This window comes from Myxococcus sp. CA039A, assembly GCF_013336645.1.
Classification (GTDB): domain Bacteria; phylum Myxococcota; class Myxococcia; order Myxococcales; family Myxococcaceae; genus Myxococcus; species Myxococcus llanfairpwllgwyngyllgogerychwyrndrobwllllantysiliogogogochensis.
In genome coordinates, this window is record NZ_JABUMQ010000071.1 from 1 (window position 1) to 25088 (window position 25088).

At 69.0% G+C, this 25088-nt stretch carries 19 protein-coding genes; 7 read left to right on the top strand and 12 right to left on the bottom strand.

Translation table 11 applies throughout. The annotated features are described in order from the left end of the window. The 4 genes from HR086_RS14240 to HR086_RS14255 form a co-directional block, all read left to right on the top strand. Positions 1–1241: class I SAM-dependent rRNA methyltransferase (locus tag HR086_RS14240; protein ID WP_254626327.1), on the top strand; the 1241-nt coding region annotated here is incomplete at its 5' end. Positions 1242–1292: 51 nt separating this feature from the next. Next, positions 1293–1790, top strand: a complete 498-nt coding sequence (locus HR086_RS14245) for a YkgJ family cysteine cluster protein (protein WP_141645486.1) — start codon at positions 1293–1295, stop codon at positions 1788–1790. Positions 1791–2029: 239 nt separating this feature from the next. Further along, positions 2030–3148, top strand: a complete 1119-nt coding sequence (locus HR086_RS14250) for a glycerate kinase (protein WP_141645487.1) — start codon at positions 2030–2032, stop codon at positions 3146–3148. 289 nt (positions 3149–3437) lie between these two features. Next, positions 3438–4136: a hypothetical protein gene (locus tag HR086_RS14255; protein WP_174465904.1), complete on the top strand. Its 699-nt coding sequence runs from the start codon at positions 3438–3440 to the stop codon at positions 4134–4136. A gap of 24 nt (positions 4137–4160) precedes the next feature. Here HR086_RS14255 and HR086_RS14260 read toward each other — a convergent pair whose 3' ends face one another. From HR086_RS14260 to HR086_RS14275, 4 genes are all read right to left on the bottom strand, one after another. Continuing rightward, positions 4161–6872, bottom strand: coding sequence for a peptidoglycan-binding protein (locus HR086_RS14260; RefSeq protein WP_174465905.1), 2712 nt, complete (start codon positions 6870–6872; stop codon positions 4161–4163). Between the two features lie 24 nt (positions 6873–6896). Further along, positions 6897–9377 (bottom strand): type VI secretion system tip protein VgrG, encoded by a 2481-nt coding sequence (gene tssI, locus HR086_RS14265; RefSeq protein WP_174465906.1) that lies wholly within the window; start codon positions 9375–9377, stop codon positions 6897–6899. A 107-nt stretch (positions 9378–9484) separates the two neighbouring features. Beyond that, the gene (locus tag HR086_RS14270) at positions 9485–10456 is read right to left on the bottom strand and encodes a nicotinamidase (protein ID WP_174465907.1); all 972 of its coding nucleotides are present in this window, start codon (positions 10454–10456) and stop codon (positions 9485–9487) included. Positions 10457–10481: 25 nt separating this feature from the next. Then, a complete protein-coding gene (locus HR086_RS14275; RefSeq protein ID WP_141645492.1) occupies positions 10482–11927 on the bottom strand; it encodes a nicotinate phosphoribosyltransferase in 1446 nt (481 codons plus the stop codon). Between the two features lie 746 nt (positions 11928–12673). Here HR086_RS14275 and HR086_RS14280 point away from each other — a divergent pair. Beyond that, complete coding sequence (locus HR086_RS14280; RefSeq protein WP_371745485.1) at positions 12674–13609, top strand: TonB C-terminal domain-containing protein; 936 nt, start codon at positions 12674–12676, stop codon at positions 13607–13609. Between the two features lie 6 nt (positions 13610–13615). Here HR086_RS14280 and HR086_RS14285 read toward each other — a convergent pair whose 3' ends face one another. Beyond that, entirely contained in the window at positions 13616–14131 is a 516-nt protein-coding gene (locus tag HR086_RS14285) for a hypothetical protein (protein WP_174453154.1), read from the bottom strand. Positions 14132–14253: 122 nt separating this feature from the next. Between HR086_RS14285 and HR086_RS14290 the strand changes: the two genes are divergently transcribed. Continuing rightward, complete coding sequence (locus HR086_RS14290; RefSeq protein WP_174465908.1) at positions 14254–15324, top strand: hypothetical protein; 1071 nt, start codon at positions 14254–14256, stop codon at positions 15322–15324. 60 nt (positions 15325–15384) lie between these two features. Here HR086_RS14290 and HR086_RS14295 read toward each other — a convergent pair whose 3' ends face one another. From HR086_RS14295 to epmA, 3 genes are read right to left on the bottom strand one after another with little or no spacing between them, the layout of a single operon-like run. After that, positions 15385–16074 carry an inorganic pyrophosphatase gene (locus HR086_RS14295; protein ID WP_174453152.1) on the bottom strand — a complete coding sequence of 230 codons (690 nt, stop codon included), beginning with the start codon at positions 16072–16074 and terminating at the stop codon, positions 15385–15387. Beyond that, the gene (locus tag HR086_RS14300; protein ID WP_141645496.1) at positions 16071–16814 is read right to left on the bottom strand and encodes a 1-acyl-sn-glycerol-3-phosphate acyltransferase; all 744 of its coding nucleotides are present in this window, start codon (positions 16812–16814) and stop codon (positions 16071–16073) included. Before HR086_RS14300 ends, HR086_RS14295 begins: the two co-directional genes overlap by 4 nt. Continuing rightward, a complete protein-coding gene (gene epmA / locus HR086_RS14305) occupies positions 16811–17815 on the bottom strand; it encodes an EF-P lysine aminoacylase EpmA (RefSeq protein WP_174465909.1) in 1005 nt (334 codons plus the stop codon). Before epmA ends, HR086_RS14300 begins: the two co-directional genes overlap by 4 nt. 30 nt (positions 17816–17845) lie before the next feature. On the opposite strand from epmA, the gene HR086_RS14310 reads away from it, so the two are divergent. Further along, on the top strand, positions 17846–19621 hold the full coding sequence (locus HR086_RS14310) for a chromosome segregation protein SMC (protein WP_174461475.1): 1776 nt from the start codon (positions 17846–17848) through the stop codon (positions 19619–19621). Between the two features lie 75 nt (positions 19622–19696). Here HR086_RS14310 and HR086_RS14315 read toward each other — a convergent pair whose 3' ends face one another. The 4 genes from HR086_RS14315 to HR086_RS14330 form a co-directional block, all read right to left on the bottom strand. Further along, on the bottom strand, positions 19697–20743 hold the full coding sequence (locus HR086_RS14315) for an SPFH domain-containing protein (RefSeq protein ID WP_141645499.1): 1047 nt from the start codon (positions 20741–20743) through the stop codon (positions 19697–19699). A gap of 221 nt (positions 20744–20964) precedes the next feature. Further along, positions 20965–21765, bottom strand: coding sequence for an ABC transporter permease subunit (locus HR086_RS14320; RefSeq protein ID WP_141645500.1), 801 nt, complete (start codon positions 21763–21765; stop codon positions 20965–20967). Between the two features lie 3 nt (positions 21766–21768). Beyond that, a complete protein-coding gene (locus HR086_RS14325) occupies positions 21769–22686 on the bottom strand; it encodes an ABC transporter ATP-binding protein (RefSeq protein ID WP_141645501.1) in 918 nt (305 codons plus the stop codon). Then, positions 22683–24992: a glycosyltransferase family 39 protein gene (locus HR086_RS14330; protein ID WP_174465910.1), complete on the bottom strand. Its 2310-nt coding sequence runs from the start codon at positions 24990–24992 to the stop codon at positions 22683–22685. Before HR086_RS14330 ends, HR086_RS14325 begins: the two co-directional genes overlap by 4 nt. Positions 24993–25088 lie beyond the last annotated feature (96 nt).

The following is a 25088-nucleotide window of genomic DNA, read 5'->3' on the forward strand; positions in this document are numbered from 1 at the left end:
GTTCGGGCCGTGGCCGCCCCCACCACCGTCCCGAAAAGGTCGCCCCGGACCGGACTTCCCCCGAGATTGGCCCGGACGGGCTGCCCCAGGTCTCCCTGGTGCGCCGGGGCGTGGACCGCTGGCAGGCGGGGCACCCGTGGATTTATCGCGCGGACCTCAACGGTGACCCGGGCCTCGTCGGCGGCGAGGTGGTGCGCGTGGTGGACGGGCGCGGCTGGTTCATCGGCAAGGCGTTCTATTCGCGCCAGTCGAAGATTTCGCTGCGCTGGCTCAGCTTCGACGACGTGGCCGTGGACGACGACTTCTTCCGTCAGCGCCTGCTGGCCGCGCAGGCCCTGCGCACCCGCGCGCTCCCGGGCGAGACGACGTACCGGCTGATGCACGGCGAGGCGGACGGGATTCCGGGCCTCGTGGTGGACCGCTACGGCGACTACCTCAGCGTCCAGTTCCTGGTGCCCGCCGTGGAGCAGCGCAAGGCGCTCATCGCGGACCTGCTGCAGGAGCAGTTCCAGCCGAAGGGCATCGTCAACCGCTCGGACGTGAGCGTGCGCCACCTGGAGGGCCTGACGCCGGAGAAGGGCATGCTGCGCGGCGAGGCGCCCGGCCCCGTCTCCTTCGACGAGGGCCTGGTGCGCGTGCGCGCGGACCTGCTCGAGGGCCAGAAGACGGGCGCGTTCCTGGACCAGCGGGAGAACCACGTCGTCGCCGCGCAGTACGCCCATGGCGAGGCGCTGGACTGCTTCTCGTATGTGGGAGGCTTCGCCCTCCAGCTCGCCACGCGCGCCCAGAGCGTCACGGCGGTGGAGATTTCGGAGCTGGCGGCCGCCCAACTGCGCGACAACGCCGCCGCCAACAAGCTCTCCAACCTGAACGTCGTGGTGGCCAACGCCTTCGACTTCCTGCGCGACGCCGTGGACGAGGGTCGCAAGTTCGACACCATCGTCCTGGACCCGCCGTCCTTCGCGAAGAACAAGGACGCCATCGCCGCCGCGGTGCGCGGCTACAAGGAAATCAACCTCCGCGCCATGCAGCTGTTGCGGCCCGGCGGCATCCTCATCACCGCGAGCTGCACGTACCACGTGGACGAGCAGGCGTTCGAGGACATGCTCGCCTCCGCCGCCGCGGATGCGCGCCGCCGCATGCAGATCATCGAGCGACGTGGCGCCGGCAAGGACCACCCCGTGCTGCTCAACCTGCGGGAAACCCGCTACCTGAAGTGTTACGTGCTGCGCGCCCTGTGAGGCCCCCCGCATCGACCCGCGCTCCGGTGGCATGAGACAACGGCGCTGACCATGCGGACCCGGGACTGGGATGAAGACGAGGACTCGCGCGCGCCAGGGGGCACTCGCGAGAAGGAGCGCGCACTGAAGGAAGTGCGCACCATCTACCGTCAAGCGGACGCCGCCTACGTCCCCTTCTCGTGTTCCGCCAGCGGCGAGTGCTGCCAGCTGGCCACGACGGGCCGCCAGCCCTGGCTGTGGCTGCCCGAGTGGGAACTCCTGACGAAGGGCCGTCCCCTGCCCCCACCCCGCGCGGACGGCGGGTGCCCCTACCTGGATGCGGCGGGCAAGCGCTGCACCGTGTACGCGGACCGTCCGTTCGGCTGCCGCACGTTCTTCTGCGAGCGCATTCGCGGCCCCGCACGCCAACCCGCGGAGACCGTGGGCGTGCTGCTCGAGCGCCTGGAGCGCGTGTCCCAGAGCCGGGATGCCACGCTGAAAGCGCCGCGTCCCCTGCTCGAATGGCACGCGGAGGCAATCGCCTCGGCGGCGTCGCGACAGACACCCTGACGGGTCTGTCTGTACCGCGCCCGCACCCGGTCTGCGATGAATCCGGCTCTTGGAGTCAAGGCAACGTTGCAATTCGGGAGTTTTGATAACAGGGGAGCATGTATCAGGGTGAACTCGTCCGCTGACGGGGCAATGATTGCAGCGTCAATCGGATGCGGAGGCGTGGGCTTGCGGAGAAGTCGGATGCAGGGAGCGACAGGTCATCGAAGCCACCCGATGAAAAGTCGGGAGTCGCTGCCGTGATTTCTCCTCGCTGGCTCGTGGCACCTCAGGAGTTCAAGGGCACCCTCACGGCCGCGGAAGCCGCCGAGGCCATGGCCAAGGGCGTGCGGGAAATCTCGCCCGAGGTGGTGCTGGATGTCGCCCCGCTCGCCGACGGTGGACCTGGCACGGTGGACGCGCTGCTGTCGGGCACGCGGGGCGAGCGCCGCGTGTGCCATGTGCATGGTCCGTTGGGTCAGCAGGTGGAGGCCCACTGGGCCTTGCTGGAGGATGGCCGCACCGCGGTGGTGGAGATGGCGGCGGCGTCCGGGCTGACGCGGATGGAGCCCACTCCGAGCAACGCGCGACGGGCCTCCACGTATGGCACGGGCGAGCTGATGCGCGCCGCGCTGGACGCGGGCTGCGAGCGGCTCATCGTCGGCCTGGGTGGCAGCGCCACGACAGACGGCGGCACGGGCGCGTTGACGGCATTGGGCTATCGCTTCCTGGACGTGCACGGCAACCCGCTGCCGCCGGGTGGAGGCGCGCTGGCGGCGCTGGCTCGGGTGGAGGCGACGGAGCGTCATCCCCGGCTCGGACAGGTGGAGCTGATGGGTGCCACGGATGTCACGTCGCCGCTGCTCGGGGCAGATGGCGCCGCGCACCTGTTCAGTCCGCAGAAGGGCGCGGACGCGGAGGTGGTCGAGGCGCTGGAAGCGGCGCTGGCGCACTTCGCGCGCGTGGTGGGCGACACGGCGGCGGGCTGGCCCGGTGCGGGTGCCGCGGGCGGCTTCGGGTTCGGACTGACGGCGCTCGCGGGTGCGCGACTGGTGCCCGGGTATGAGCTGGTTTCGCGCGCTCTGGGACTGGAGCGGCGCGTGTTGCTCGCGGAGGTGGTGCTCACGGGCGAGGGCCGCTTCGACCGGCAGACGTCCCTGGGCAAGGGGCCTGGTGGGCTGGCGCGACTGGCGCGAGAGCACGGCACGCCGGTGGAGCTGTTCGCAGGCTCGGTGCAGCGCGATGAGGGACTGGAGTTGGACTTGTTCCACACGGTGGTGGACCTGAGCGCCCAGGCGCGTCCGGGGGCCTCGGCGGCGGACGTGCTCCGTGAAGCCGTGGCGCGGTGGACGGTGGCGCGGCTCAAGTCCGGTCGCTGACAGTCTCGGCCTCGCCCGGGATGTAGGCCGCCGCACAAGGAGACCTGTCCTGTGGCGCGGGAGGGCTTGCCCGCGAGGCGCTCGGCAAGGGGATGGGGCGCGCGCGCCTGCACACGCACGGGAGGGAGCGGTACACTTCACGGCCATGCGCCACGTCCTGCTCGCCGCTACCGCAGCATGCCTTGCGTCCGCCTGCACCGAGGGGTCGCTCCGCACCGCCTCGGCGTCCCCCTCGTCCCAGGCTCGAAGTGGTGAAGCCCCTCCGCCCTCCCGTGCGGATTCTCCGGTGATGGGTCAGGGAACTGGCGGCACGGGCCATGCGCCAGGCACGAGTGCATCCCCCTCCACGACGGCGCAGGGCACGGGCGGAAGCTCGAACTCCGGGGTCACGCCGGCCACTGGCACGAAAGGCAACGCGAGCACTGGCAACACGACGGCTCCGGGCGCGGGAGGCAACCCAAGCACGGGGGCCACGACGGCACAGGGCACGGGAGGCAACCCAAGCCCCGCGTCCACGACACCGCCCGCGACAGCTCCCGGCGCGGGCAGCCCCGCTCCCACGGCGTCCGCATCGGGTCCCTGCGCACGCGATGAGACCTTCCGCATCACCACGGTGGGCAAGGGCACGCGCCCTGCCCTTCAGGTGGAGCCGGACCCTGGCCATGGAAAGGCCCTGCGCGCAGCGGAAGTGGACCTGGACGGCCGTGGCCAGCAGGACCTCTACGTCGTCTACCCCACGGACGCCGGGAGCGATGGCGCCACCGTGCAGGCCCTCTACGTCCACTGCAGCGGAGACCGCTACGCCCCCGTCTGGGGCCCCGAGTACACGCTGGAGCTCAAGCCGCTCGACACCCGCACCCAGGGCTGGCGCGACGTGGTGCACCGGGAAAAGGGCGGCACACTCGATGCGCCCACGACGAAGCGCGTGACGATGCGCTTCCAGGGCGACACCTACCAGGACGCATCCACGGAGACGGAGAAGCCCTGACGGGCGACTCCGCCTCCCGGCGACTCAAGGCACGTCGAAGTTGAACGAGTTGCGCGTCGACAACAGCGTGGTGCCCGCGGGCAGCGCGAGCTGGTAGTTGCGCGGGTTCGTCGTCTGCACCGTGCCCCCCAGCCAGCCCGGCCAGTTCGCCACGTTGTCCACCGAGTCATTCACGCTGGAGGCTTCCGCGAGAATGTGGGTGATGAGCGCCGTCTCGTGCGCGTTTGTCCAGAGGTTGGGGGCCTGGGTCCAATTGAGCGTGGGGTTCGCCTGCTTCGCGGCCGTGAAGGCATTGCGCAGCCGCTGCCCCGCGGAGTTCTGCGCCGCGACATGGCCGGGACGGAAGATGTGCCAGCGCAGCAGGATGCCCATGAGCTTCTCGGACGTCGCCACGTCGCCGACGGTCGGAGCACGCGCGTTGGCGCCGGTGCCCACGTTGGCCACACCCGTGCCCCAGGGCGTGTCGCGGATGTCTCGCAGGCGGATGCGGGCCGCGTTCCACATGGCGCGCTGGAATCCCTCGATGGTCCGTCCCGCCATCTGGAAGCGGTAGTACCAGTGATACGTTTTGTAGTAGTTGCCCGCCGATTCCGTCTCGTCCATCCGCGCCCATGTCGCGTCGTCGCGCTGCTGCGCGGGCCAACCCGAGTACTTCTTGCCACTGCTGCTGTAGAGCGTGGCGCCGTTGCCGGCCCCCGCGTCCCAGTCCTCGTCGATGCGCAGGCCGAAGAACTCGATGGCCTCCTCGAAGGCGGCCTGGTTGCTGGAGCGCAGGTAGGCGAGGAAGCCGCACAGCTCGCCCTCGGAGGGCTCGGCGCTGCCGGCGAAGAGGATGCCCAGCGTCCAGTGACACGGCCCCAGTGAGATGAAGGCGTTGTCGTAGGCGTTGAGCGAGTCGAAGTACCCCAGGTTCTCCTGCTCGGCGGCGGCGCGGACCACTTTGTAGGTGGAGCGCTGGGAGGCCGTCATCGAGTTGTAGTTGGCGACGCCCACCAGGTTGGACGGCAGCAACTCCGAGGTCGCCCACGTGTGTCGGGTGGGCATGCTCACCGGCCCGCCGTAGCTGGGATAGGTGGTGTACGTGCCCAGCACGCGCAGGTCGTCCTCGTTCCGGCCGGTGGGCAGCGTGTAGTAGCCGGTGAAGTCGCGCACGTAGATGCGCGGCGCCGTGTTGGCGCAGTCGTCGTGCCGCCAGAGGTTGTCCTGGAAGACCGTGGTGGGGTTGCCGTTCGCCACGTTCATCGCCCGGACGATGACGGGGCAGCGCCAACGATTGGTGAGCCAGTGACGGATGCGCTGCTCGGTGTCGTCGTTGACGATGCCGCTGACCGCGCCCTGGTAGATCTGGGTGTTGGCCACCTGGGACAGCCGCTCCACGTAGTTGGTGCTCGTGTTGGCGGTGTCCTCCTGCGCGACGTTCTCCATCTTCGAGTAGATCTGGAACTCGCGCACGGCCCAGTCGGTGCCCAATCCGAAGGCGCCGTCCGGAGTGCCGCCGATGAGGAAGCCCAGCTCGCGCAGGTCACGCTGGAGACGGAGCACGTGCGTGGGCGCGGTGAGGGCGTTGCCCACGGTGCCAGTACCGGGAGCGACCAGGGTGGGAGCGCCGTTGTTGCCCTGGGCGACAGGCTGTACCGCGCCACCCCAGCGGTGCTGGTCGTCGCGGTCCCTTCGCTGGAGGACGAAGCCACCGTAGCGGTGCGTGTCCACGGCCGTGGCGCTCTGCTGCGCGGTGGCGGCGGCAGCCGTGCCACCCGTCGCCGCGCCGCCCGTCGCGGTCCCTCCGCCAGTCTGCCCCGTCGCGGCGGTCGTCGTGCCCGAGCCACCCGTGCCAGTACCGCTCTGCGCGGTCGCGCCCGTCGTCGTGCCCGAGCCACCCGTGCCGCTCGCCGAGCCACCCGTGCCCGTGCCGCTCGCCGAGCCACCCGTGCTCGAACCACCACCCTGCGGACTCGCACTCGCCGAACCCGTCGCAGGAGGCGGAGGTGCTCCCGCTCCCGCCGACGACTCACCACCTGGTGAGCCTCCACCCTCCTCGACTTCCTCCTCGTCATCATCCGACCCGAAGGACGGCGGCAGGACCTCCGTGCCTCCGTTCTGCTCGTGCCGGTCCGCGAGGCTCTCGAGCGTCTCCTTGCTCAGCTCACCCGTGGGAGTCAGGAGCAGCGCCAACTGGAAGCTGGCCAGCGCCGTGCGGGTGTCCTCCGTCAGCTCGTTGTTGATAGGGCCGTTGTACCAACCCAGGTTCGCCAGTCGCGCCTGCACGCCGCTGAGCGCGTCCAGCGGGTCCAGGTGGCCCAGCTTCAACTGCCACTCACACGACAGCTCGGGCTCCTCGGAGGTCCAGACCTTGAGCGTGGCCTCCGTCGCTTCCGGTGGCAGAGGCTGGTCCAGGAGCCCCTGGAAGGTGAGCGTCCCCTTCAGCAGCTTCTCGCCCAGCTTCAGCTCGTAGCGCTTGAGCCCCAGCGGCGCGTTCGCCCGTCGCATGCCCAGCCGGATGCGGTCCGGCGGGTCTCCGCCCTGCAAGCTGTAGCTGGAGCCCGCGGAGACCTTGAGTCCCGGCAGCTCCGGGATGACCACCTCGTCATCCACCTGGAGACAGAACGGATTCGTCCGCTTCGCGCGCAGGGGCGCGTTGTCCGGGTGGTCCCAGAGTTCCTGCCACTTGGCGAACCCATACTGCCGAGCAATCTTCGAGAGCCACTCCCCCTGCTTGACCTTGTGCCGTGTGCTCATTGCGAGTTGGGTCCTTCCAGCGAATCAGCCCTGCGGTTTCGGGAACGACAGCACGGACTCACCTTCCGGCAGCTTGTCGAGCTTCGCGCCGCCCTGCCCGTCCAGCGTGCCCTTGCGGACACTGCCATCCGGCAGCTTGAGCTCGAACTCGCGCCCCTCCACGGACCCGCCGCTCCGGCTCTTCATCTTGATTTTCATCGAGCCCGACTCGGCCGGCGGCAGCTTTCCAATCTCCTTGAGGCTGATGGACTCGCTCTTCGCCGAACCCGCCGCCTCCATCTTCACCTTGGCGCCCTTGAACTTCACCTCGGAGCCATCCAGCGTGAGCGTCTTGGCGTAGAGCTTCACGTTGCCGGACTTCTCCACCTGCAACGCCAGGTTCCCGTTGACGATGACGGAGAGCTTGTCGGACTTGAGCGAGTACGTCTTGGCCATCAAGGTCGTCTCCTCCTTGACGGCAATCTGGAACAGGCCCTTCACCTCTTCCTTCAGGTCCCTGCCCACAGTCACCGTGGCGCCGCCCTTCACCTCGGTCTTCCAGTCGGTGCCGACCTTCCGCTCCGTCTTCTCCGCCACCGTCTCGCTGCGGTGACCGATGACGTTCTCGAAGTGCGCGCCACCGACCTGAAGCGACTTCACACCCCCGGTCGCCTCGTTCAAGGCCAGCGCGACGGACACCGCCAGCGCCCCGCCAATCGTGGTGGCCTTCGCCGCGCCCACCATCTCCGAGGAGGCCTTGGAGACATCCACGAAGAGGTTGCCGCCCACCGACATCACCTGGTTGCCGTCGACCGCCTCGTCGTGGCTCCCGAGCGTGGTGCTCTCGCGGTCCTTCTCCACCAGCAGCGACTGGTTGCCCTCCACCACCGCCACGTCGTGCTTCTTCACCAGCAACGACTGGAACCCCTCCACCGTGCGCTTGCGGTCCTTCTTCACCAGCAGCGACTCGTACCCACCGACCTGCTGGTCCTTGTTGTTCTCCGTGAGCAGGTCTTCGTCCTTCTGCGCGTGGGTGAAGATCTCCTCCGCGCCCGTCGAATCCTCGACGCGCACCTCGTTGAAGCCGTCGCTGCCCGGGCTCGACGCGCTCTTGCGAGTGCTCTTCGTCTTCTCGTCCGGCAGCGGGTACGGCGCCATGTTGGAGCCGTTGTAGACGGCGCCCGCCACCAGCGGTCGGTCCGGGTCGCCTTCCAGGAAGCGCACCACCACCTCCTGACCGATGCGCGGCAGCCACACGTCGCCCCAGGCCGGACCGCCCCACGGCTGGCCCACGCGCACCCAGCAGGAGGCCTTCTCGTCCCTCTTGCCCTCGCGGTCCCAGTGGAACTGGACCTTCACGCGGCCATGCGCGTCGGTGTGGATCTCCTCGCCGGAGGGCCCCACCACCGTGGCCGTCTGCAGGCCCGCGATGCGCGGCGGCGGCGTCTTGCGGCGCGGCCGGAAGGGCACCGCCTTGGGCAGGAGCTGGAACTGGTTGCGATAGAGCCCCTGGAGCGACTCGCTGCCCCCGGAGACGTCCGGCTGCAGGCCCGAGTGCACCACGTCGGTGACCAGGTACTCGCCCGCGAAGACGTCCTCCTCGGACAGCTCCACCTCCAGCAGGAACCCCGGCGTCAGCCGAGGCGCCACGCTGTCACCCGCGAGCGTCCGGCCTCCCACCGTGGCCTCCTCCACGCGCACGCTCGACGTGGACTTGCCCACGCCCGGTGTCACGTAGCCTGCGGGATAGTCGTAGAGCTCCAGCGCCGTCACGCCCTCCGCGGCCTCCGTCTTTCCGGAGACATCCAGCGCGGGCTTCTCGAAGTCGTAGTCCTTCAGGTGCACGGCGCCCGGACGCAGCCGGTGCACCACTTCCAACGCGGAGAGGTACTCCTCCTCCACCACCGCCTTGCCCAGGCTGGGACGCAGGGGCAGTGCCTTGCCCTGCGGCAGCGGCGCGTGCGCGCTCGGCTTGTCGCCCAGCACCAGCGTGTGCCCGTCCTCGGCGTGCTCGAAGAAGTAGAAGATGCCCTCCCACTCCATCAGCCGACTGAGGAAGGCGAAGTCCGTCTCGCGGTACTGCACGCAGTACTCGCGCGGCGCGTAGGCGGCGGACAGGGCCGCGCGCACCTCGATGCCGTTCTCCTTCAGCACCGCCTTGAGGATGTCCGGGACGGTCTTCTCCTGGAAGATGCGGCTCTTGTGGGCCTGCGTCAGTCGCCACAACCGCGGCACCACGTGCGCCCGGTAACGCCTGCGCCCCGTCTTCATCCCCAGGGCTTCCACCTCGCGCACCCAGCCGTGAACGTGCCGGGCGGCGAAATCCCGCACGGAGAACGTCACCAGGGCGTCCTGTCCCACGAGCTCCGCCACTTCGAGCGGCTCGGCGTCCACCGTGAAGAAGTCCACACGGAAGTCGTACAGCCGGCTGAGGCCCTCGGAGCCGGAGACACCCGACACGCCCAACCCGTCCGGGCCATGGGGGCCGACCTTCAGCGAGAACGCCGGTGAGCTCTGTCGTGACATGACTCCCCCTTCACCAGCGGCAAGCCATCAACGGCAGGCCGGGGACGGAGGCGGAATTCTACCACACCGAGTGAATCCCGGCGCACGCCCCACGCCGGAAGTCCGGCTCAAACGTCCAGCGGCTCCGTGGTGCGCACCACCCGCATCCCCGCCCGCCGCAGCTCCTCGATGGCCTCGTCCGCCAGTCGTGGGAAGTCCAGCGAGGGCGGAAGCGGCTCCAGCGGCGGCGCGGGCACCGGGCTCATCGCGTCCACCAGGATGTGGACCCGCCCCATCTTCGAGCGGTCCGTCCGCTCGATGTGCTCCCGGAGGTCCCTCAGCGTGGACAGGACGCAGTGCGACTTGGCCTGACCGAAGACGTAGAGGCGATCAAACGTCATCAGCCGCTCGAAGAGGCGCGTATTGAATTCGCCCACACGCTGCCCCTTCACCTCCGTCACCTCGGGCATGAGCACGGAGTAGTTCTCCGTGAGCGGGTGCTCGCCCTTCAGCTCGAAGTGGGTGGCCGTGTCCCGCGCCAGGGCGTGGAACACGCTCGCCTCGTAGAACGCCGGCACCAGCGCGTGGCTCAGGCCCCCGAGCAGCGCATGGTACGGCCAGATGGTGAGCACGTAGCGCGCCTGCGCCTCCAGGCGCTCGCAGTACTCCAGGCTCTCTTCCGGAAAGCGCGAGGCCCGCCAGCGGCCGGAGCGGACATCCGCCGCGGACACCTGCGTCATCGGCGCGGGGTGCCGTCCCTCCGCGTCCTTCCACCAGGCGGGATGGAAGATTTGAAAGATGCGATGGGTGTCGAGCGAGAACACCAGCTCCGTCACCCGGTTGAGGTGCGAGTAGAGCCAGCGCAGCGTGCGCTGGGTGTCCTCGACGGCGCCGGGGACGAAGAGGCTGGCGCCGGGGGTGCAGAAGGCCACTTGCACGTCGATACCGAAGGCGGCGATGCGCACCCGGTCCTCGCGCGCGGGGCGCACGCCGTGCTCGGCGACATAGCGGCGGGCCTCGTCGGCGACCTCGGCGGTGCGCTCCAGGTAGAGCTGACCCGAGCGAGCGTCCTCGTGGAAGCGGGGGATGGGCAGCGACATGCGGTCCTCCAGGGGTGGGCCTGTATCAGCGGCCCTTGGGGAAGTGACGCCGCGTCAGCTCCTCGACGAGCGCCTTCGTGGCGGGAGTCTGGGCAATCTTCGCGGGCTCCGCGCTCGCCTCCAGCGCGCCCACCAGGGACGGCTTCTCCGGCTCGGCCTCCATGAGCGGGAAGTAGCCCTCCGGCACCGGCTCGCCTTCCTGGCCCACGAGGCCAATGGGGCCGGAGCCATGCCGACGGCGGAAGAGGACGGGAGTGCCGGGGATGCTCTGCTTGCCCTCGGCCAGCTCGTTGCCGAACTTCATCACCGGCTGGGGGCCCGTCTGCGACAGCTTGTAGATGGCGGCCACCCTGTCGCGCGTGAAGGGGCAGTCCATGGTGCGCGCGACGATGTGCCCGCCGTAGCCGTAGAACTGCGCGCTCGGATCCCAGCCCACCTGTCGCCGCAGCTCCTCGAACTCGCGAGTGGCCTCCGCGTCCAGGCCATCCTCGAGGATGTTGACGGGCTTGATGCCCATGTCGCGCGCGCGCGTCACGGCGTAGAGGTACTGGAGCTTCTTGTTGCCGGAGTCGAAGCGGATGGAGTCGCCGGAGCCCGGGTCCTCGCGGATGAGCTGGAAGGCGGCGGGGATGCCCGAGGTGAGCGTGTCGAAGGTGTCCAGCAGGTAGCTGGAGCGCTGGGGGCGGCGCTCGCGCATGGCGCGGAACGCGGCATCATCCGAGCCGTAGCGCTGGATGTGCTCATGCCCCATGGTGCCCACCGGCATCATCCCCAGCGAGCGCGCGCCCTCCACGTTGCTGGTGCGCGTCACGCCCACGTCCTTGCAGGCGCGCAGGGCGATGTCGTGCTGCCCCAGACAGGTCGCCGCGCGCAGGCCCACCTCGAAGATGCGCGCGGGGTCCTCCACCACGTCGACGAGTTCCTGGACGGTGGCGCGCACGCGCTGGGCATACCCGTCCGAGTCCACGGTGATGGGCACGGGCTTGACGCCCACCGCGTCGAGCGTCTCCAGGGCGATGGTCTTCTGCTCCTCGCAGGTGACGCGGGCGAGCGCGCGGGCCAGCACGTCCCGGTCCATCAGGGCCTGGGTGGCGACCTGGATGCGGAAGTTGAGCTGGAGCAGCAGCGGCTCCACCCAGGAGACCAGGGCGGAGGGGCCGGTGAGGGTGAGGATGGGCTCGCGTGGGAAGAAGAGCGTGCCGCGCGGAATGGCGCGGATGGAGAGCTTCTCCTTGCGGAGGATGGCGGCCTTGAAGCCCACGCCCATCTCGTAGTCGTAGCGCGCGAGAAAGTCGTAGTCCTCGGGCTTCGGCTCGGGGAGGAGCGAGCGCACGTAGGCGGCCAGGTCCAGGGGCATGACCTGGAGACCGCCCTTGCGGTGTGAGTAATAGAACGTCTCCCGGCGCAACGGCCAGCCGGCCTCCGCCATGCTGAACTTGTAGCCATCCGTCGCGAGCAGCGAGGTCGCCATCCTGGGTGCCTTCCTCCGGTGTTTCTTGAGACTACGCGCGCCATGATGGGTTTCCTACCCTTCTGGCTCGCTTTCCCGGGCGTGCGGTGTCGACTCGATTAAAAGCAGAGTCCATGTCGCCGGCCCCCTCCCGACGCCTGCTCCCCGCGCTCGCGGCCAGTGTGGCCGTGCACGGGCTGCTGTGGCTGGCCGTCGACGGAATGCCTCCAGCCACGCGGCCACCGGCAGCCCTCCCCCGCCCCGCCGAGCTGGAATGGGTGGAGGTGGAGGTGACCTCGTCGGCCGTGGCGAACCCGGCACAGGAGAGCGAGGCACGTCCCCCGAATGCGTCGAGCGCGCACAAGCAGGCGCTCACTGAGCGCCCACGTGGAGACAAGACGCTTCCCCATGCGCCCGACTCCACGCCGCGAGCCGAAGAGAGCGGGCCTCCTCCACCGAGCCACTCGGCGACAGAGATGTCCGCCGCCACGGAACGAGCACGACAGAGCACGCCCCACGCCTCGACCACACCACTGGCCGATACGGCCGCCACCGCCGAGCGTGCACAAGAGAGTGAGCCGAGCAGCCCGCGGACCGATACATCCCCCGCTGATTTCGCTCGAGAGAATGAGCGGAGCAGCCCGCGAACCGACACGTCCGCCGCCGCGCAGCAGGCACCGGAACGCGAGCCCCGCGTGCCGAGCGACGCACTCGCCGATACATCGCCGCCCATGGACCTGGCGAGGGAACACGCGCCACGTGGCTCCGTGAGCGACAGCCCCCGCGCCAATCCGCTCCTCGCCAACGATGTTCCGCGGGCGGCGCCCTCTTCCACCGCCCTCACGGATTTCGCGCTCGCACCGGAGAGCATGGCGCGGACCGCGGACTCCACGCGGCTCTCGGAGTCCTCCGGCTCGCGACTGCTCCTGGCGGCTCGGACCCAGGCGGCGCCGATGCGACTGAGCGACACCACGGCCGCGCCCGACGTGGGAATCCGGGACGCACGCAAATCCCCCACGCCCCAGGCGCTCGTGGAGGACCTCGTCTCGGAGAGCGTGGGGCGCGGCAAGGTGGACCGAGGGCTCGTGCATCCCTACTTCAGCCAGCTCGGCAAGAAGCTGGTCGCCTTGTGGGACGCGGACCGCTCCGTGAAGGAGCACGGCCTCCAGGGCTACTTCGACATGGGCATGGAGCGCAGTCGCGCCTATGGCCGCGCCTGGAGCGAGCGCGCCGCCAACTACGGTTCCTCGGGCGCGTTCGTCGCGAACAACCAGCCCGTGGACGACAAGCGCCGCCCGACCAGCACGGTGGGAGACCCAGCCCTGCGCATGCGCAGCGAGCTGCGCGAGAAGATGCGCGAAGGCTTCCGCTCCACGCGCCGAGCCCTCATCCGCGTCGTCCAGGACCGCCAGGGACGCCTGCTCGACGTCTTGCTCGTGGAGCCCAGTCACCAGCCTCAAGTGGACCAGGAGGCGGTGAAGGACGTGCGCTCCGCCGCGGAGAAACTCCCACCGCCGCCCGCCGAAGCCGTGGGGAGCCGCGAGCGCATCGTCAGCCTCTGGGAGTTCGAGCTGATCATCTCCATCAGCCCGCCCATCCCCACCTTCACCTTCGAGTTCGACGAGGCGCTCGGCTTCATCGACACCCGCCTGCCCCTGGACAAGCGCATCTACAAGCGAGTGCGCCTCGTCGAGCTTCGCTAGCGCGACCTAAAGGCAGTCCACCAGGCCGTCGTAGAGCGTCGTGCTCGTCCCCGGCAACGTCGCGTAGAGCGGCTCCGGCCCCGCGAGCGCCGTCAGCAGCTTCGCCATCGTCGTTCCCCGCGCCAGCGGACTTCTGCAGGCCCACGTCCGCGTCTGCGTGGAGATGACTCCCGTGCGCGAATCGATGTTCTCGGCGCTCCCACCGAACACCCAGAGGCACTGCCCGATGACACCCGTCCGCGTCTCCACCGAACAGCGAAACACGATGGACTCGATGTTCGCGTAGTCCCCCTCACAGAACGTGTCGCCACAGATGTCGTCGAAGTTCTGCCTCAGGTGAGCGCGGAGCTCGAACCACGCCTGGAACTCCGCCTCCGTCTGAAAATAGCTCACCTCATCGACATACGACTTCGCCCGCCGCTCCAGGGGTAACGAGGACACCCCTGCCTGGGGCACCTGCGCCCCAGCGAACGACGACAGCCCCAACATCGACGGCACCACCCACCAAGAACTCATGCGCATCCCGACGGACCTCCCCCTGGAATCACCAGGTCACTCGGGCTTAACGCGCTCTTCACGATAGACAGTCTTCACAACCCATCCTGGATGACATGGAGTGTCCGCCTCCCGAAAGGCAGGCCCGCATGACGTCGCTCCTCCGTCGTGTTTCCGATGTCCTCGTCCTCACTGTCGTCGCGTTGACCTTCGCGTTGCTGCCCGGCTGCGGTGAGGGCTCTTCGGAAGACGACCCGTTCGGAGAGGCGCGGCGGGCGCTGCTCGATGGCGTGGGCTCCACGGCGGCGCGCGCGGCCCTGACGAAGCGGTGGGCACCCATCCACTACCAGGACGTGGACGTGACGGGCTCGCACTCGCTCAGCGGCAAGTCCGACTTCCTCACCCGCGTGGACTTCGACGGGGACTGGAGCGGGACGAACAACTGGGACAACACCGGCTCGCGCGTGCTCTCCGCGCATGCGTATCAGTCCGTGGTGGAGACGAGCACGCACTGGTACCTGCTCTACACGTTCTTCCACCCGCGAGACTGGTCCGACAGCATCTTCGACACCGAGCACGAGAACGACGGCGAGGGCGTGCTGCTCGTCATCCAGCGCGATGGCAGCGAGTACGGCGCGCTCGTCGGCGCGGTGACGGTGGCGCACAAGGACTTCTTCTCCTTCGTGCCCTCGGGCAGCCCGCTCGGCTCGGGCTCGGAGTCGCTCGACGGCACGCTGTCGCTGGCCTCATTCGAGGGACAGCTCCACCCCATCACCGCGCAGGAGGCCAAGGGCCATGGCCTCAAGGCGTGGCCCGCGTACGACATCGTCGGTGACGGCGTGAAGTACTTCCCGTCCCTCTCGCTCGCCGAGCAGCCCTCGTCCGCCACGGACGCCGACGTGCGCTACAAGCTCGTGGACATCTACGGCGCGGAGGGGCTCTGGCCGAGGCGGGAACTCACCACGCTGTTCTCCTCGTACGGGACGTTCCGGGGAGACACCAGCGGCGGCTGCGGACTCGTCGCGGGCAACTGCGGCTCGAACTCCGCCAACTCGCCCTGGGGCTGGGATGACCAGAACGACGGCCCCATCCTCCGAGGCGAAATCGCGAATGATCCGGCGAAGCTCGCGGCCTGGTACTTCAGCCCGGCGTCGCAGTTCTCCACGACGTACACCTTCAACCCGTTCAAGGGCATCGGCACGGACCCGAACCAGCCCTGAGCGGCGAGGCCCGACGACGCGGAGCGGGACTCACTCCCGCTTCCGCGCGTGGCTTCGACGTCAGGACGCGCGGGACTTCCGAGCGGGGCGACGCGTGCGGCTGCGCACCGGCGTCGAAGGGGACTGACCGTAGACACGGTCATAGTCCTTCATGCTCCGGCGGATGACCTCCATCGCCTCCGGCCTGTCGTAGACCTCCGCGATTTCGACGCTGCGCTTTCCCTCACCGGGAATCTGCTTGTAGGTGAGGAAGTAGTGCTTGAGACGGTCCAGCAGCGGACGCGGGAGCTGGGCGATGTGCTGCAGCTCTCCGTAGACCAGGTCGGACTCGAGCACCGCGATGATTTTGTCGTCCGCCTCGTTGCCGTCGATCATCCGGAAGCCGCCGATGGGCACCGCGCGCACCAGGAGGTTGCCATTGCTGACGACCTTCTCCGTCAGCACGCAGATGTCGATGGGGTCCCCATCGCCCTGGATGTTCTTCACGCCCGTGCGCTCGGCGCAGCGCTTCGCCACCAACTCGTCGCAGTATGTCTGGGGAATGAAGCCGTACAGCGTCGGGCACTGGCTGCTGAACCGCTGCGGCCGGTCCAGCTTCAAGATGCCTGACTCCTTGTCCATCTCGTACTTCACCGCGTCCGTGGGGACGATTTCGATATAGGCGGTGACGATTTCAGGAGACTCGTTCCCGGGGGTGATGCCGTGCCAGGGATGAGCCGCGAACGACTTCTGAGGTGCTGACTTCTTCATGTGGGTACGTCTCCCGAGCGCCTGCACGCCTCGGAGTAGAGTTGCGCGACCGCGTCTTCCAGCTCGCCCGTGAGCGCGTCGCGGTCTTCAATCGTCAGGCCCTGCGTGGGGATGGGCTTGCCCACCACCAGCGCCACGCGCTGGCCCCACTGCACCGCCCGTCCTCCCTTGGGAAGGATGAGCCGCGTCCCCGACACCGCCATGGGCACCACCGGCACGCCCGCCTGGATGGCGAGCGTCGCGGCCCCCTTCTTGAACGGCCGCAGCCGTCCGTCCTCGCTGCGGGTGCCCTCGGCGTAGAAGAGCACGCTCACCCGCTCGCGCAGCGCCGTCACGGCCTCCTCCAACCGGGCCCGGTCCTCACTGCCGCCGCTGCGCGCCACGGGGATGTTGCCCGCCCGCCGCAGCGCCGCGCCGAACACCGGAATCTTGAACAGCTCCGCCTTCGCCACGAAGCGCGTGTGCGTCTCCACGTACGCCATGTTCAGCGGCGCGTCGTAGTGCGACTGGTGGTTGCACACGAAGACGACGTGGCCCTCCGTGGGAATGTGCTCCAGCCCCACCGCCTCGTGACGCACACCCGCCGACGCCAGCACGCCCCGCGCCCAGACCCTCAGGGCCTTGTCCGCCTCCCGGTGCGCGCCTCCCACCGACAACGCGGAGATGACCGAGGAGAACACCCCCGTCAGGCCCACTGCTGAAACACCCGCGAACGCCGTCCGGACGATGTCTCGAATCACACGAACTCGTGGGCGGGGAACAGGAGCACGTCCGAGATGCGCTGGACCCCGAGCAGCAGCATCAGGATTCTGTCGAGCCCCACGGCGATTCCCGCCGAGGGCGGCATTCGACCTACTGCGTCAAGGAACCGTTCGTCCAAAGGATACACGGAACGCCCCAGCTTGCGCCTGAGGTCCTGTTCCTCGAGCAACCTCGCCCGCTGCTCGGCTGCGTCCGTCAGCTCGGAAAACCCGTTCGCGAGCTCCAGGCCCTTCGCGTACAGCTCCACCCGCTCCGCCACCGAGGCGTCCCCGGGCTTCAGGCGAGAGAGCGCCGCCATGGACGCCGGGTACTCGATGAGGAACGTGGGCCGCTCGTGGCCCAGCCCGAGTTCCACGCGTTGCAGGAAGAGGTGGAAGAAGACGTCATCGAAGCTCTCCGCGTCGCCCGTCCGCACGCCAGCGGCTTCGGCGGCCCGCTTGAGCGAGGGCCCGTCCGAGTGCACGCGGATGTCCACCCCTGTCGCGCGCAGCACGGCGTCGCGCACCGTCAGGCGCTCGTAGGGCGTGCGCGTGAAGAAGGCCGGGTCGGCGCCGGGCTCGCCTTCCGTGGTGGAGCGCCCCGCTTCAGCGAGCGCGCCTTCCAGGTCCGCCATGATGGCGTGGTAGTCCGCCTGGGGCCGGTAGAACTCCAGCATCGTGAATTCCGGATTGTGCGTGGCGGAGACCTCGCCGTTCCGGAACACCTTGCACAGCTGGAAGAGAGGGCCGGCCCCGTCGGCGAGCAGACGCTTCATCGCGTATTCGGGGCTGGTGTGCAGATAGAGGGTGCGCGCGGTGCCGACGTCCGTCTCGGGGATGAAGCCCGCCTCGAAGGCGTTGATGTGCGGCTCCATTCCCGGCGTGGGGATGAGCAACGGCGTCTCCACCTCCAGATACCCCTGGGCGACGAAGAAACGTCGAAGGGCGGAGTAGAGGGCCTGGCGTCCCCGGGCGGCCCGCCATTGAGAAAGGTTGGGCATGGGCCTGGCGGAAGTAACATGAGGCCCGACATGCACCCAAGGATTCCCCTCCTCCTCGCTGTTGCCCTCTGCCTCAGCGCCTGCCCCAAGGGGCCCCCCGCCGACTCCCGGCAGCCTCCCACGGAGGAGCAGCGCCTGACGACGGACGTGCGCGCGCTGGCCTCGCGAGCGGAGACGTTGCTGGAGGCGCAGCACCGGCTCGTCTGGGTGTTCTGGACGGAGGGCCGCCACGTGGACGTCTCCGGGACGTATGCGGGCCAGGAGGACCTCTTCACGCTCGACAACATCCGCAAGGTGGACCGTCTGCGGCAGCTCACGCAGGACCCGCGCGAGGTGCGCGCCCTCACCGCGCTGCACTCGCACTTCGCCGGCGAGTACCTGTCGCACGCGCTGGCCGAGTACAACGACGCGTCCGCCAACCTGGAGGCGTCACTCACCTTCACCGTCGACGGCAAGGAGCTGCGCTACCGGGATTTGGAGCGGCTGCTCGCCAACGAGCGGAGCGCGGCGCGGCGCAAGGCGCTGTACACGGCGGCGACGCCTCCGCTGGAGCGACTCAATCAGACGCTGCGCCGCAAGGAGGAGCGCGCCGAGGAGCTGGTGAAGGAGCTGGGCTTCCCCTCGTACGAGGCCTTCGGCAGCGAGCTGCGGCAGGCGGACCTGGGCAAGTTGAGCGTGCTGGCGGAGGAGATCCTCCAGGCCACGCAGGCGCCGTACCGGTTGGTGATGGAGAGGCTCGCGCAGCGTGAGCTGGGGGTGCCCTTCAAGGACATCACCCGCGCGGACATCCCCCGGCTGTTCCGCTCGCGCGAGGTGGAGGACGCCTTCCCGAAGGGGGAGTCCCTGCTCAAGGCGCACGGCACGTTGTCGGGGATGGGCCTGGACCTGGCCGAGCTGAAGAACGTTCAAATCGACGCGCGGGAGTTGCCGCGCAAGAACACCCGGCCGCTGGCCCTGGCGGTGCGCGTGCCGGACGACGTGCGGCTGTCCTTCAAGCCGGGCTCGGGCGTGTTGCATCAGGCGCGCGTACTGCACGAGTTCGGGCACGCGTTGCACTCGGCATTCACCAAGGAGACGCGCTTCGAGCTGGCGCGGCTGGGCAACCCCACGGTGGGCGAGGCGTACTCGTCGCTCTTCGAGGACCTGCTGGAGGACCCGGTGTGGCTGGAGGAGCACGCGGGCGTTAGTGGAGACCAGCGCTCGCAGTACCTTGCGGCCTCCAGCGCGCACAAGCTGTACCTCATCCGCCACGCCGCGGGCCGGCTCCTGTACCAGTTGGAGCTGCACCGGCGCGTGGAGGTGGACCCGAAGGAGCTGTACCGCCAGGTCATGTCGCGCACCGACGACATCCCGATGACGGACGAGGACACCGCGCGCTACCTGGTGGACCAGGAGGACTTCTTCCAGTCGGCGGACAGCTTCCGCGCGTGGTTCCTCGCGGGCCAGCTCCAGGCGCAGCTCAAGGCGCGCTTCGGCCCCGCGTGGTGGCACGCGCCGCAGTCGGGTGAGTTCCTCAAGGCGCTGTGGGCGAAGGGCAACGCGCTGTCCTCGCGCGAGGTGGCCGAGGCCATTGGCGAGAAGGGCATCGAACCGGACGTGCTGCTGTTGCGCCTGGGCACCACGCTCCAGGTGCCCATCCGGCTGAACCTGGAGGGCGTGGAGGACAGCATCCTCCCCGCGGCGCCCGGCCTGGAGGGCTTCACCCAGCCCGCGCCGCCTCCGGGGCTGGAGGAGTTCACCGCGCCGCAGGGGACGCAGCAGGGCCCCACGCTTCCGCCCAAGGCGGGCACCGGCGACGGCCGCTAGAAACACGAAGGGCCTCCGCCCACATGGGGACGGAGGCCCTTGACGGTGTGCCGGGAGGACTTCCTCCCGAGCGGACTACAGGAGCTTCATCAGCTCCGCGCGCTTGGCGTTGTACTCCTCGTCGGAGAGGACGCCGGCGTCCTTCAGCTCCTTGATTTCCTTCAGGCGCTGCGCGGGGCTGCGCGTGTCGGCGGGAGCCGCCTGCTGCGCGGGCTCCTGGGGGCGCTGCTGCTGGCCCTGCTGGTTCATGAACTGCTGGGCCATTCCGAAGCCCATGCCCATGCCCATGCCGCCCAGCGCGTTGCCGGAGCCGCTGCCGTCACCGCCCTTGGCCATGCCCTCGGCCGCGCCCAGCATCGCCTGGCCCTGCGCGTACTGCTGGAAGCCACCGGCCAGCCGGGAGTAGGCGACGTCCTTGGAGAGCTTCTTCAGCGTCCCCTCGTCCTCCTCCTTGATGCTGACGTGGAAGTTGCCCATCCGCACCACGGTGAGGCCGTAGCCGTCCACGTGGGGCTTCAGGCCGCTGATGACCTCGGTCTCGATTTCCTCGGTGTACGCACCGCTCGTCACGTCGAGCAGCGGCCAGCGCTTCTTCACCAGCAGCTCGGCGATGCGATCTCTCGTCACCTTGAGCACCTGGTTCTTGAACCAGCCCAGCAGCTCCTCGTTGCTGGAGCGGCCCATGCCCACCAGGCCCACCACGAGCTTCTCCGGGTCCGTCACGCGGATGGAGAAGTCGCCGTACACCATGGTGCCGATGCCCAGGCCCGTCTCCGGGTCCCGAACGTCGCCAATGGGCCCGCCGAACTTCACGCCCGCGAACTCGCGGACGGAGACGAAGAAGACCTCGGTGACGAAGAGGTTGCCACCCGTGAACTTCTCCACGAGCGCGGACAGGAACGGGATGTTGTTCGAGTCGAGCTGGTGACGGCCGGGCCCCAGCTTGCCCTCGACCTTGCCGTCCTTGACGAAGAGGGCGACCTCATCGGCGTCGACGGTCAGCTGGGTGAGCATCCGGATGTTGTTCTCCGGATACTTGTAGATGATCTCCCCCTTCGCCGTGTCCGCGCGAGCGATGAAGTTGCGCTTCGCCTCACCCTTGATGGTGTCGAAGATACCCATTGCTAGTCAGCGCCTCCGTGGCCGCCATGGTGGCCGGCAAATCCGCGCCCCCACCCGACCCTCTCTAAGAACATGGCGTCCGTGACGAAAGCGCGCCCGCTTTCCGCCCGGCAGCCCTCCCTGGAAGATGCCAGTTTCACTGGCGATTGCCTAGCCGCTCGCCCGCCAGGCGGCCCTGGGGTGGCCGCCGGTGAACGGGTGGGAGGCCTCCCGGGGAGACTTCAGCCCCAGCGGCTGACCAGGCGCTCGCGGTCCAGCAGGCGGATGCTGGCGAAGAGGAGCACCACGTCCAGGACCAGCACCACCGCGCCCTGGAGCGCATAGAAGCCCAGCCCGGCCTTCAGGACGCCGGCCACCTGCCCGCCCACCATGCCGACGAGCGGCAGGACGACCAGGGCCGAAATCTGCTGTGCCATGCGGGCCTCGCTCACCCGCGCGGAGATGAGCACCGCGACGCCGTTGCCGAAGAAGGCGAACAGCGGGGCAATCACCAGCACGCCGAAGGTCCACAGGGCGTTGGGCATCAAGGGTCCCTGCACCATCGGCCACGCGACGATGTCCACGCCCACGCAGAAGATGATGAAGGCCACCCAGGTAATCACCACCGCGGGCACCAGCGCCGCCAGGCTCTTGCCCGCCACCAGCTCCGCGGCCGTCACCGGCGAGGCGAGCAGCGGCTCCAGCGTGCGCCGCTCCTTCTCGCCCGCGACGCTCTGGGACGCGATGAGGATGGGGACGAAGACGGGCATGACGAGGAACAGCCCGAACCAGTCGGTGAGCGTCTTGTCGATGAGGAAGCGCGCCGCGCTCGCACCCAAGGGCAGCGTGGGGTCATAGAACTGGGCCACGCTGCGCAGGTCGGCCCTGTTCGGCGTGTTGACGTACGTCCACACGACGACGATGGGCACCAGCACCATGACGGCCGGCAGCACCGCCATGGAGACGAGCAGCCCCACGTTCTTGCGCAGGTCCAGGAAGTCCTTCCAGAACACGGCCAGGGCTCGACGGGGACGGAATGCCATGGCTCAAGCGCCCTCTTCACGAAGCAGGTCCAGGTACACCTCTTCCAGGGGCCGCTGCGCCGGCACCGCGCTGTGCACGCGCGCGCCCGCGCCCACCAGGCACGCCAGCACGTCCGGCGCGTGGGCCTCGTCCTCCAGCATGACGCGCAGCCGCATGCCCTCGGCCAGTACGTTGGGCGCGAAGGGCAGCGACGTCAGCGCGTTGCGGAAGCGCTCCGCCTCGCCGTCCACCCGCACGTCCAGCGACTGCCCCGAGCGCCGCAGCTCCCGCACCGGCCCCATCAGGAGCAGCCGCCGCTTCACCACCGCGACGCGCTCGCACAACCGCTCCACCTCCGAGAGGTTGTGCGAGCAGAGGACAATCGTGCGTCCCTCCGATGCCAGCTCCGCGACAGCGTCGCGCACGGTGCGCGCGGACTCCGGGTCCAGGCCGCTGGTGGGCTCGTCCAGGAAGATGACGCGAGGGTCATGCACGAGGGTGCGGACGATGGCGAGCTTCTGGCGCATGCCCTTGGAGAAGCCACCCACCGGCTCCTCCTCGCGGCCTCCCAGTCCGAAGCGCTCCAGGTAGTGCTGCGTGCGCGGCCACGCCTTGGACTCGTCCAGTTCGTGCAGCTTCATGAAGAAGCGCAGGTTCTCCCGGGCGGTGAGCCGCTCGTAGAGACCGGGCTGCTCGGTGAGCAGCCCCACCACCTTGCGCAGCCCCTCGCCGTCGCGGTCCGCGCGGTGGCCCCACACCACGGCCTCGCCCTCGCTGGGGGTCAACAGACCGGTGAGCATGCGCACCGTCGTCGTCTTCCCGGCGCCGTTGGGCCCCAACAGGCCAAACACCTCACCAGGCCGCACGTGGAAGGTGAGCCCCTCCACGGCGACGCGTTCGCCGAAGCGCTTGCCCAGACCCCGGACGTCGATGCCGCTCAATCGATGGTCACCAGGACGAACTTGTTGTTGATGTCCTTGTCGACCGGGGTGACGACCTTGTCCGCGCCCACCGCGCTGCGCAGCGAGGAGAGCATCTTCTGCTCGGCGAGCACCCACTCGCGTCCGGGCCGCGCGACGAGCGAGCGCAGCTTCGCGTTGTAGTCACCGCTGCGGTACTGCTCCACGGTGTTGCTGGAGTAGAGCGTCTCGCCGCGCCAGTTCATCAGGTACGCGACGATGGGCTCGCCTTCCTGCCGCTGCGAGTAGTAGCGCCAGAAGAGGTCTCGCTGCGTCCAGTGGTGGGACAGGTCCACCCAGTGGTTCCAGTTGAACCAGAGGGCGAAGCCGGCGGCCAGCACCCAGAAGGTGCCGAACAACATCACCCGCGCCCGCATCAGCGTCGCCACGACGGCCATGGCGCCCGCCACCGCGAAGACGAAGCCCAGCGCACCCTTGATGTTGACGGGCTCCGACAGCGAGCGCAGCAGCGAGTCCTCACCCGCGGGATTCTTGAAGCCGCGCACCGCCAGCACCACGCCCGCCAGCGCCAGCACCGCGGCCAGGGCCTGGAGCGACGCGCGACCTTCCGTCTTCGGGCGCAGCGACTGCCACCCGAGGAAGCCGCCCACCACCGCCACCGCCACGCCCACCAGCCCCGTCGCGGACACCTTCGCGCCGGACGCCACCGCGGCCAGCGTGGCCGCGCCACCCAGGAGCATGAGCAGCGCCACCGCGCGCGAGCCCGGCGTCACCTTCTCACGCGTCTTGGGCGAGAACGCATCGAACGACAGGTAGACGCCGAAGGCGAGCAGCACCAGCGTGACGAGGTCGCCCGTCCAGAGCGCGCGGGAGAAGAACGCGATGGGCTTGGTGACCAGGTCCTGCGGATAGGGCCGGTCGTAGTTGTAGACGAACAGGTCGGTGAAGTTCTTCGGGTTCTCCGCCAGGTCCTTGCCGACGAGGACGAAGAGGACCAGGCCGAAGATGAGGCTCACCGCGTGCGCGGAGATGCCCTCTTCCCAGAGCCGGTCGATGAAGAGCGCGATGAGGACCGCGAGGCCGGGCAGGACGGGGAAGACGTAGTGGTGGAACTTGGTGGCGCTGGAGGCCAGGAGCCAGAAGGAGAAGGCCACCCACACCACGGCGATGATGGCCAGGTGGTCCGCCTTCTTCTCCGAGCGCAGCTTCAGCTTCGCGATGATGGCGAAGGCGCCGGGCAGCAGGGCCACCCAGGGGAAGATGCCGAAGCCCCCCTGCTCGATGAAGTAGATGAACGTGCCACCCGGCGTGGTGGTGTGCACGCCCGCGGTGAGGCGGTTGAGGTGGTCGTGGACGAAGAAGCGGTACCAGAAGAGCTTGCCCTCGTCGTCCACGCTCTTGAAGAGGGACATCACCACGTACCAGGGCGCGGCCACCGCGAAGAACACGAGGATGCCCGTGCCCAGGTGCATCTTGTGCATCTGCGCCCACAGCACCGGCATGGGCTGGCGGCCCTCTCGGACGTCCTTGCGGAAGCCTCCGTCCGTCAGCCAGCGCAGGTGCGCATCGAGGCTCGGCCCGTCCCAGGGCATGACGGCCAGCGCCGCGTAGAGCACGAGGATGACGGCGGGCAGACCCACGCCCAACAGGCCCTTGGCCAGCGTGGACAGGCCCGCGAAGAAATAGAAGCCGTACCACCAGGCGGCGCGGTGCTTCGTCGTGTCATCGAGCTGGCCGATGAGCGCGCACGCCATCGCACAGACGAACGTGGTGACGAACGGCGTGTCCGTCACCGTCTGCCGCGTGAGCAGGAAGTACAGCGGCATGGTGGCCAGCACGAAGCCGGTGGCCAGGCCCGCGCGGCGGTTCACCACGCGCGACACGGCCAGGGACAGGAGCGTCACGGCGGTGATGCTCAGCGCCACGAAGGGCACGCGCATGCCCCACTCGGTGTACAGCCCGAGCTGGCCTCCCGAGCGCACCGTGCCCACCACCTGCATGCCCAGCGCCTGCATCCACATGGTCAGCGGCGGCTTGGAGAAGAACCAGGCGTTTTCCCAGAAGGGATACAGGTAGTCGCGGCGGACGATCATCATCCGCGCCACTTCGCCGTAGTGGGTCTCCCAGCAGTCCCACAGGCCCACCGCGCCCAGGTAGGGGATGAAGAGCAGGCCCGCGAAGAGGGCCGTCGAAAACACCACCCGGGTGGTGGCGGAGAGCGCGAGCCACCGCTGCATCCACCGCGCCGAGAAGGTCTCCTTGCCGAGAATGGCCTCGGCGAAGGTCTGCTCTTGCTGCTGTTCCTGCTGTTCGCCGTCGCTCGCCACGGGTGAAGGGCTCCTTGAGTCGTTTCGGGCGGTTGCCTGCGCACCACGGGCAGGACGCGGCCTTATATCCCCGCCACCCTCGCCGGTCGACCTCCG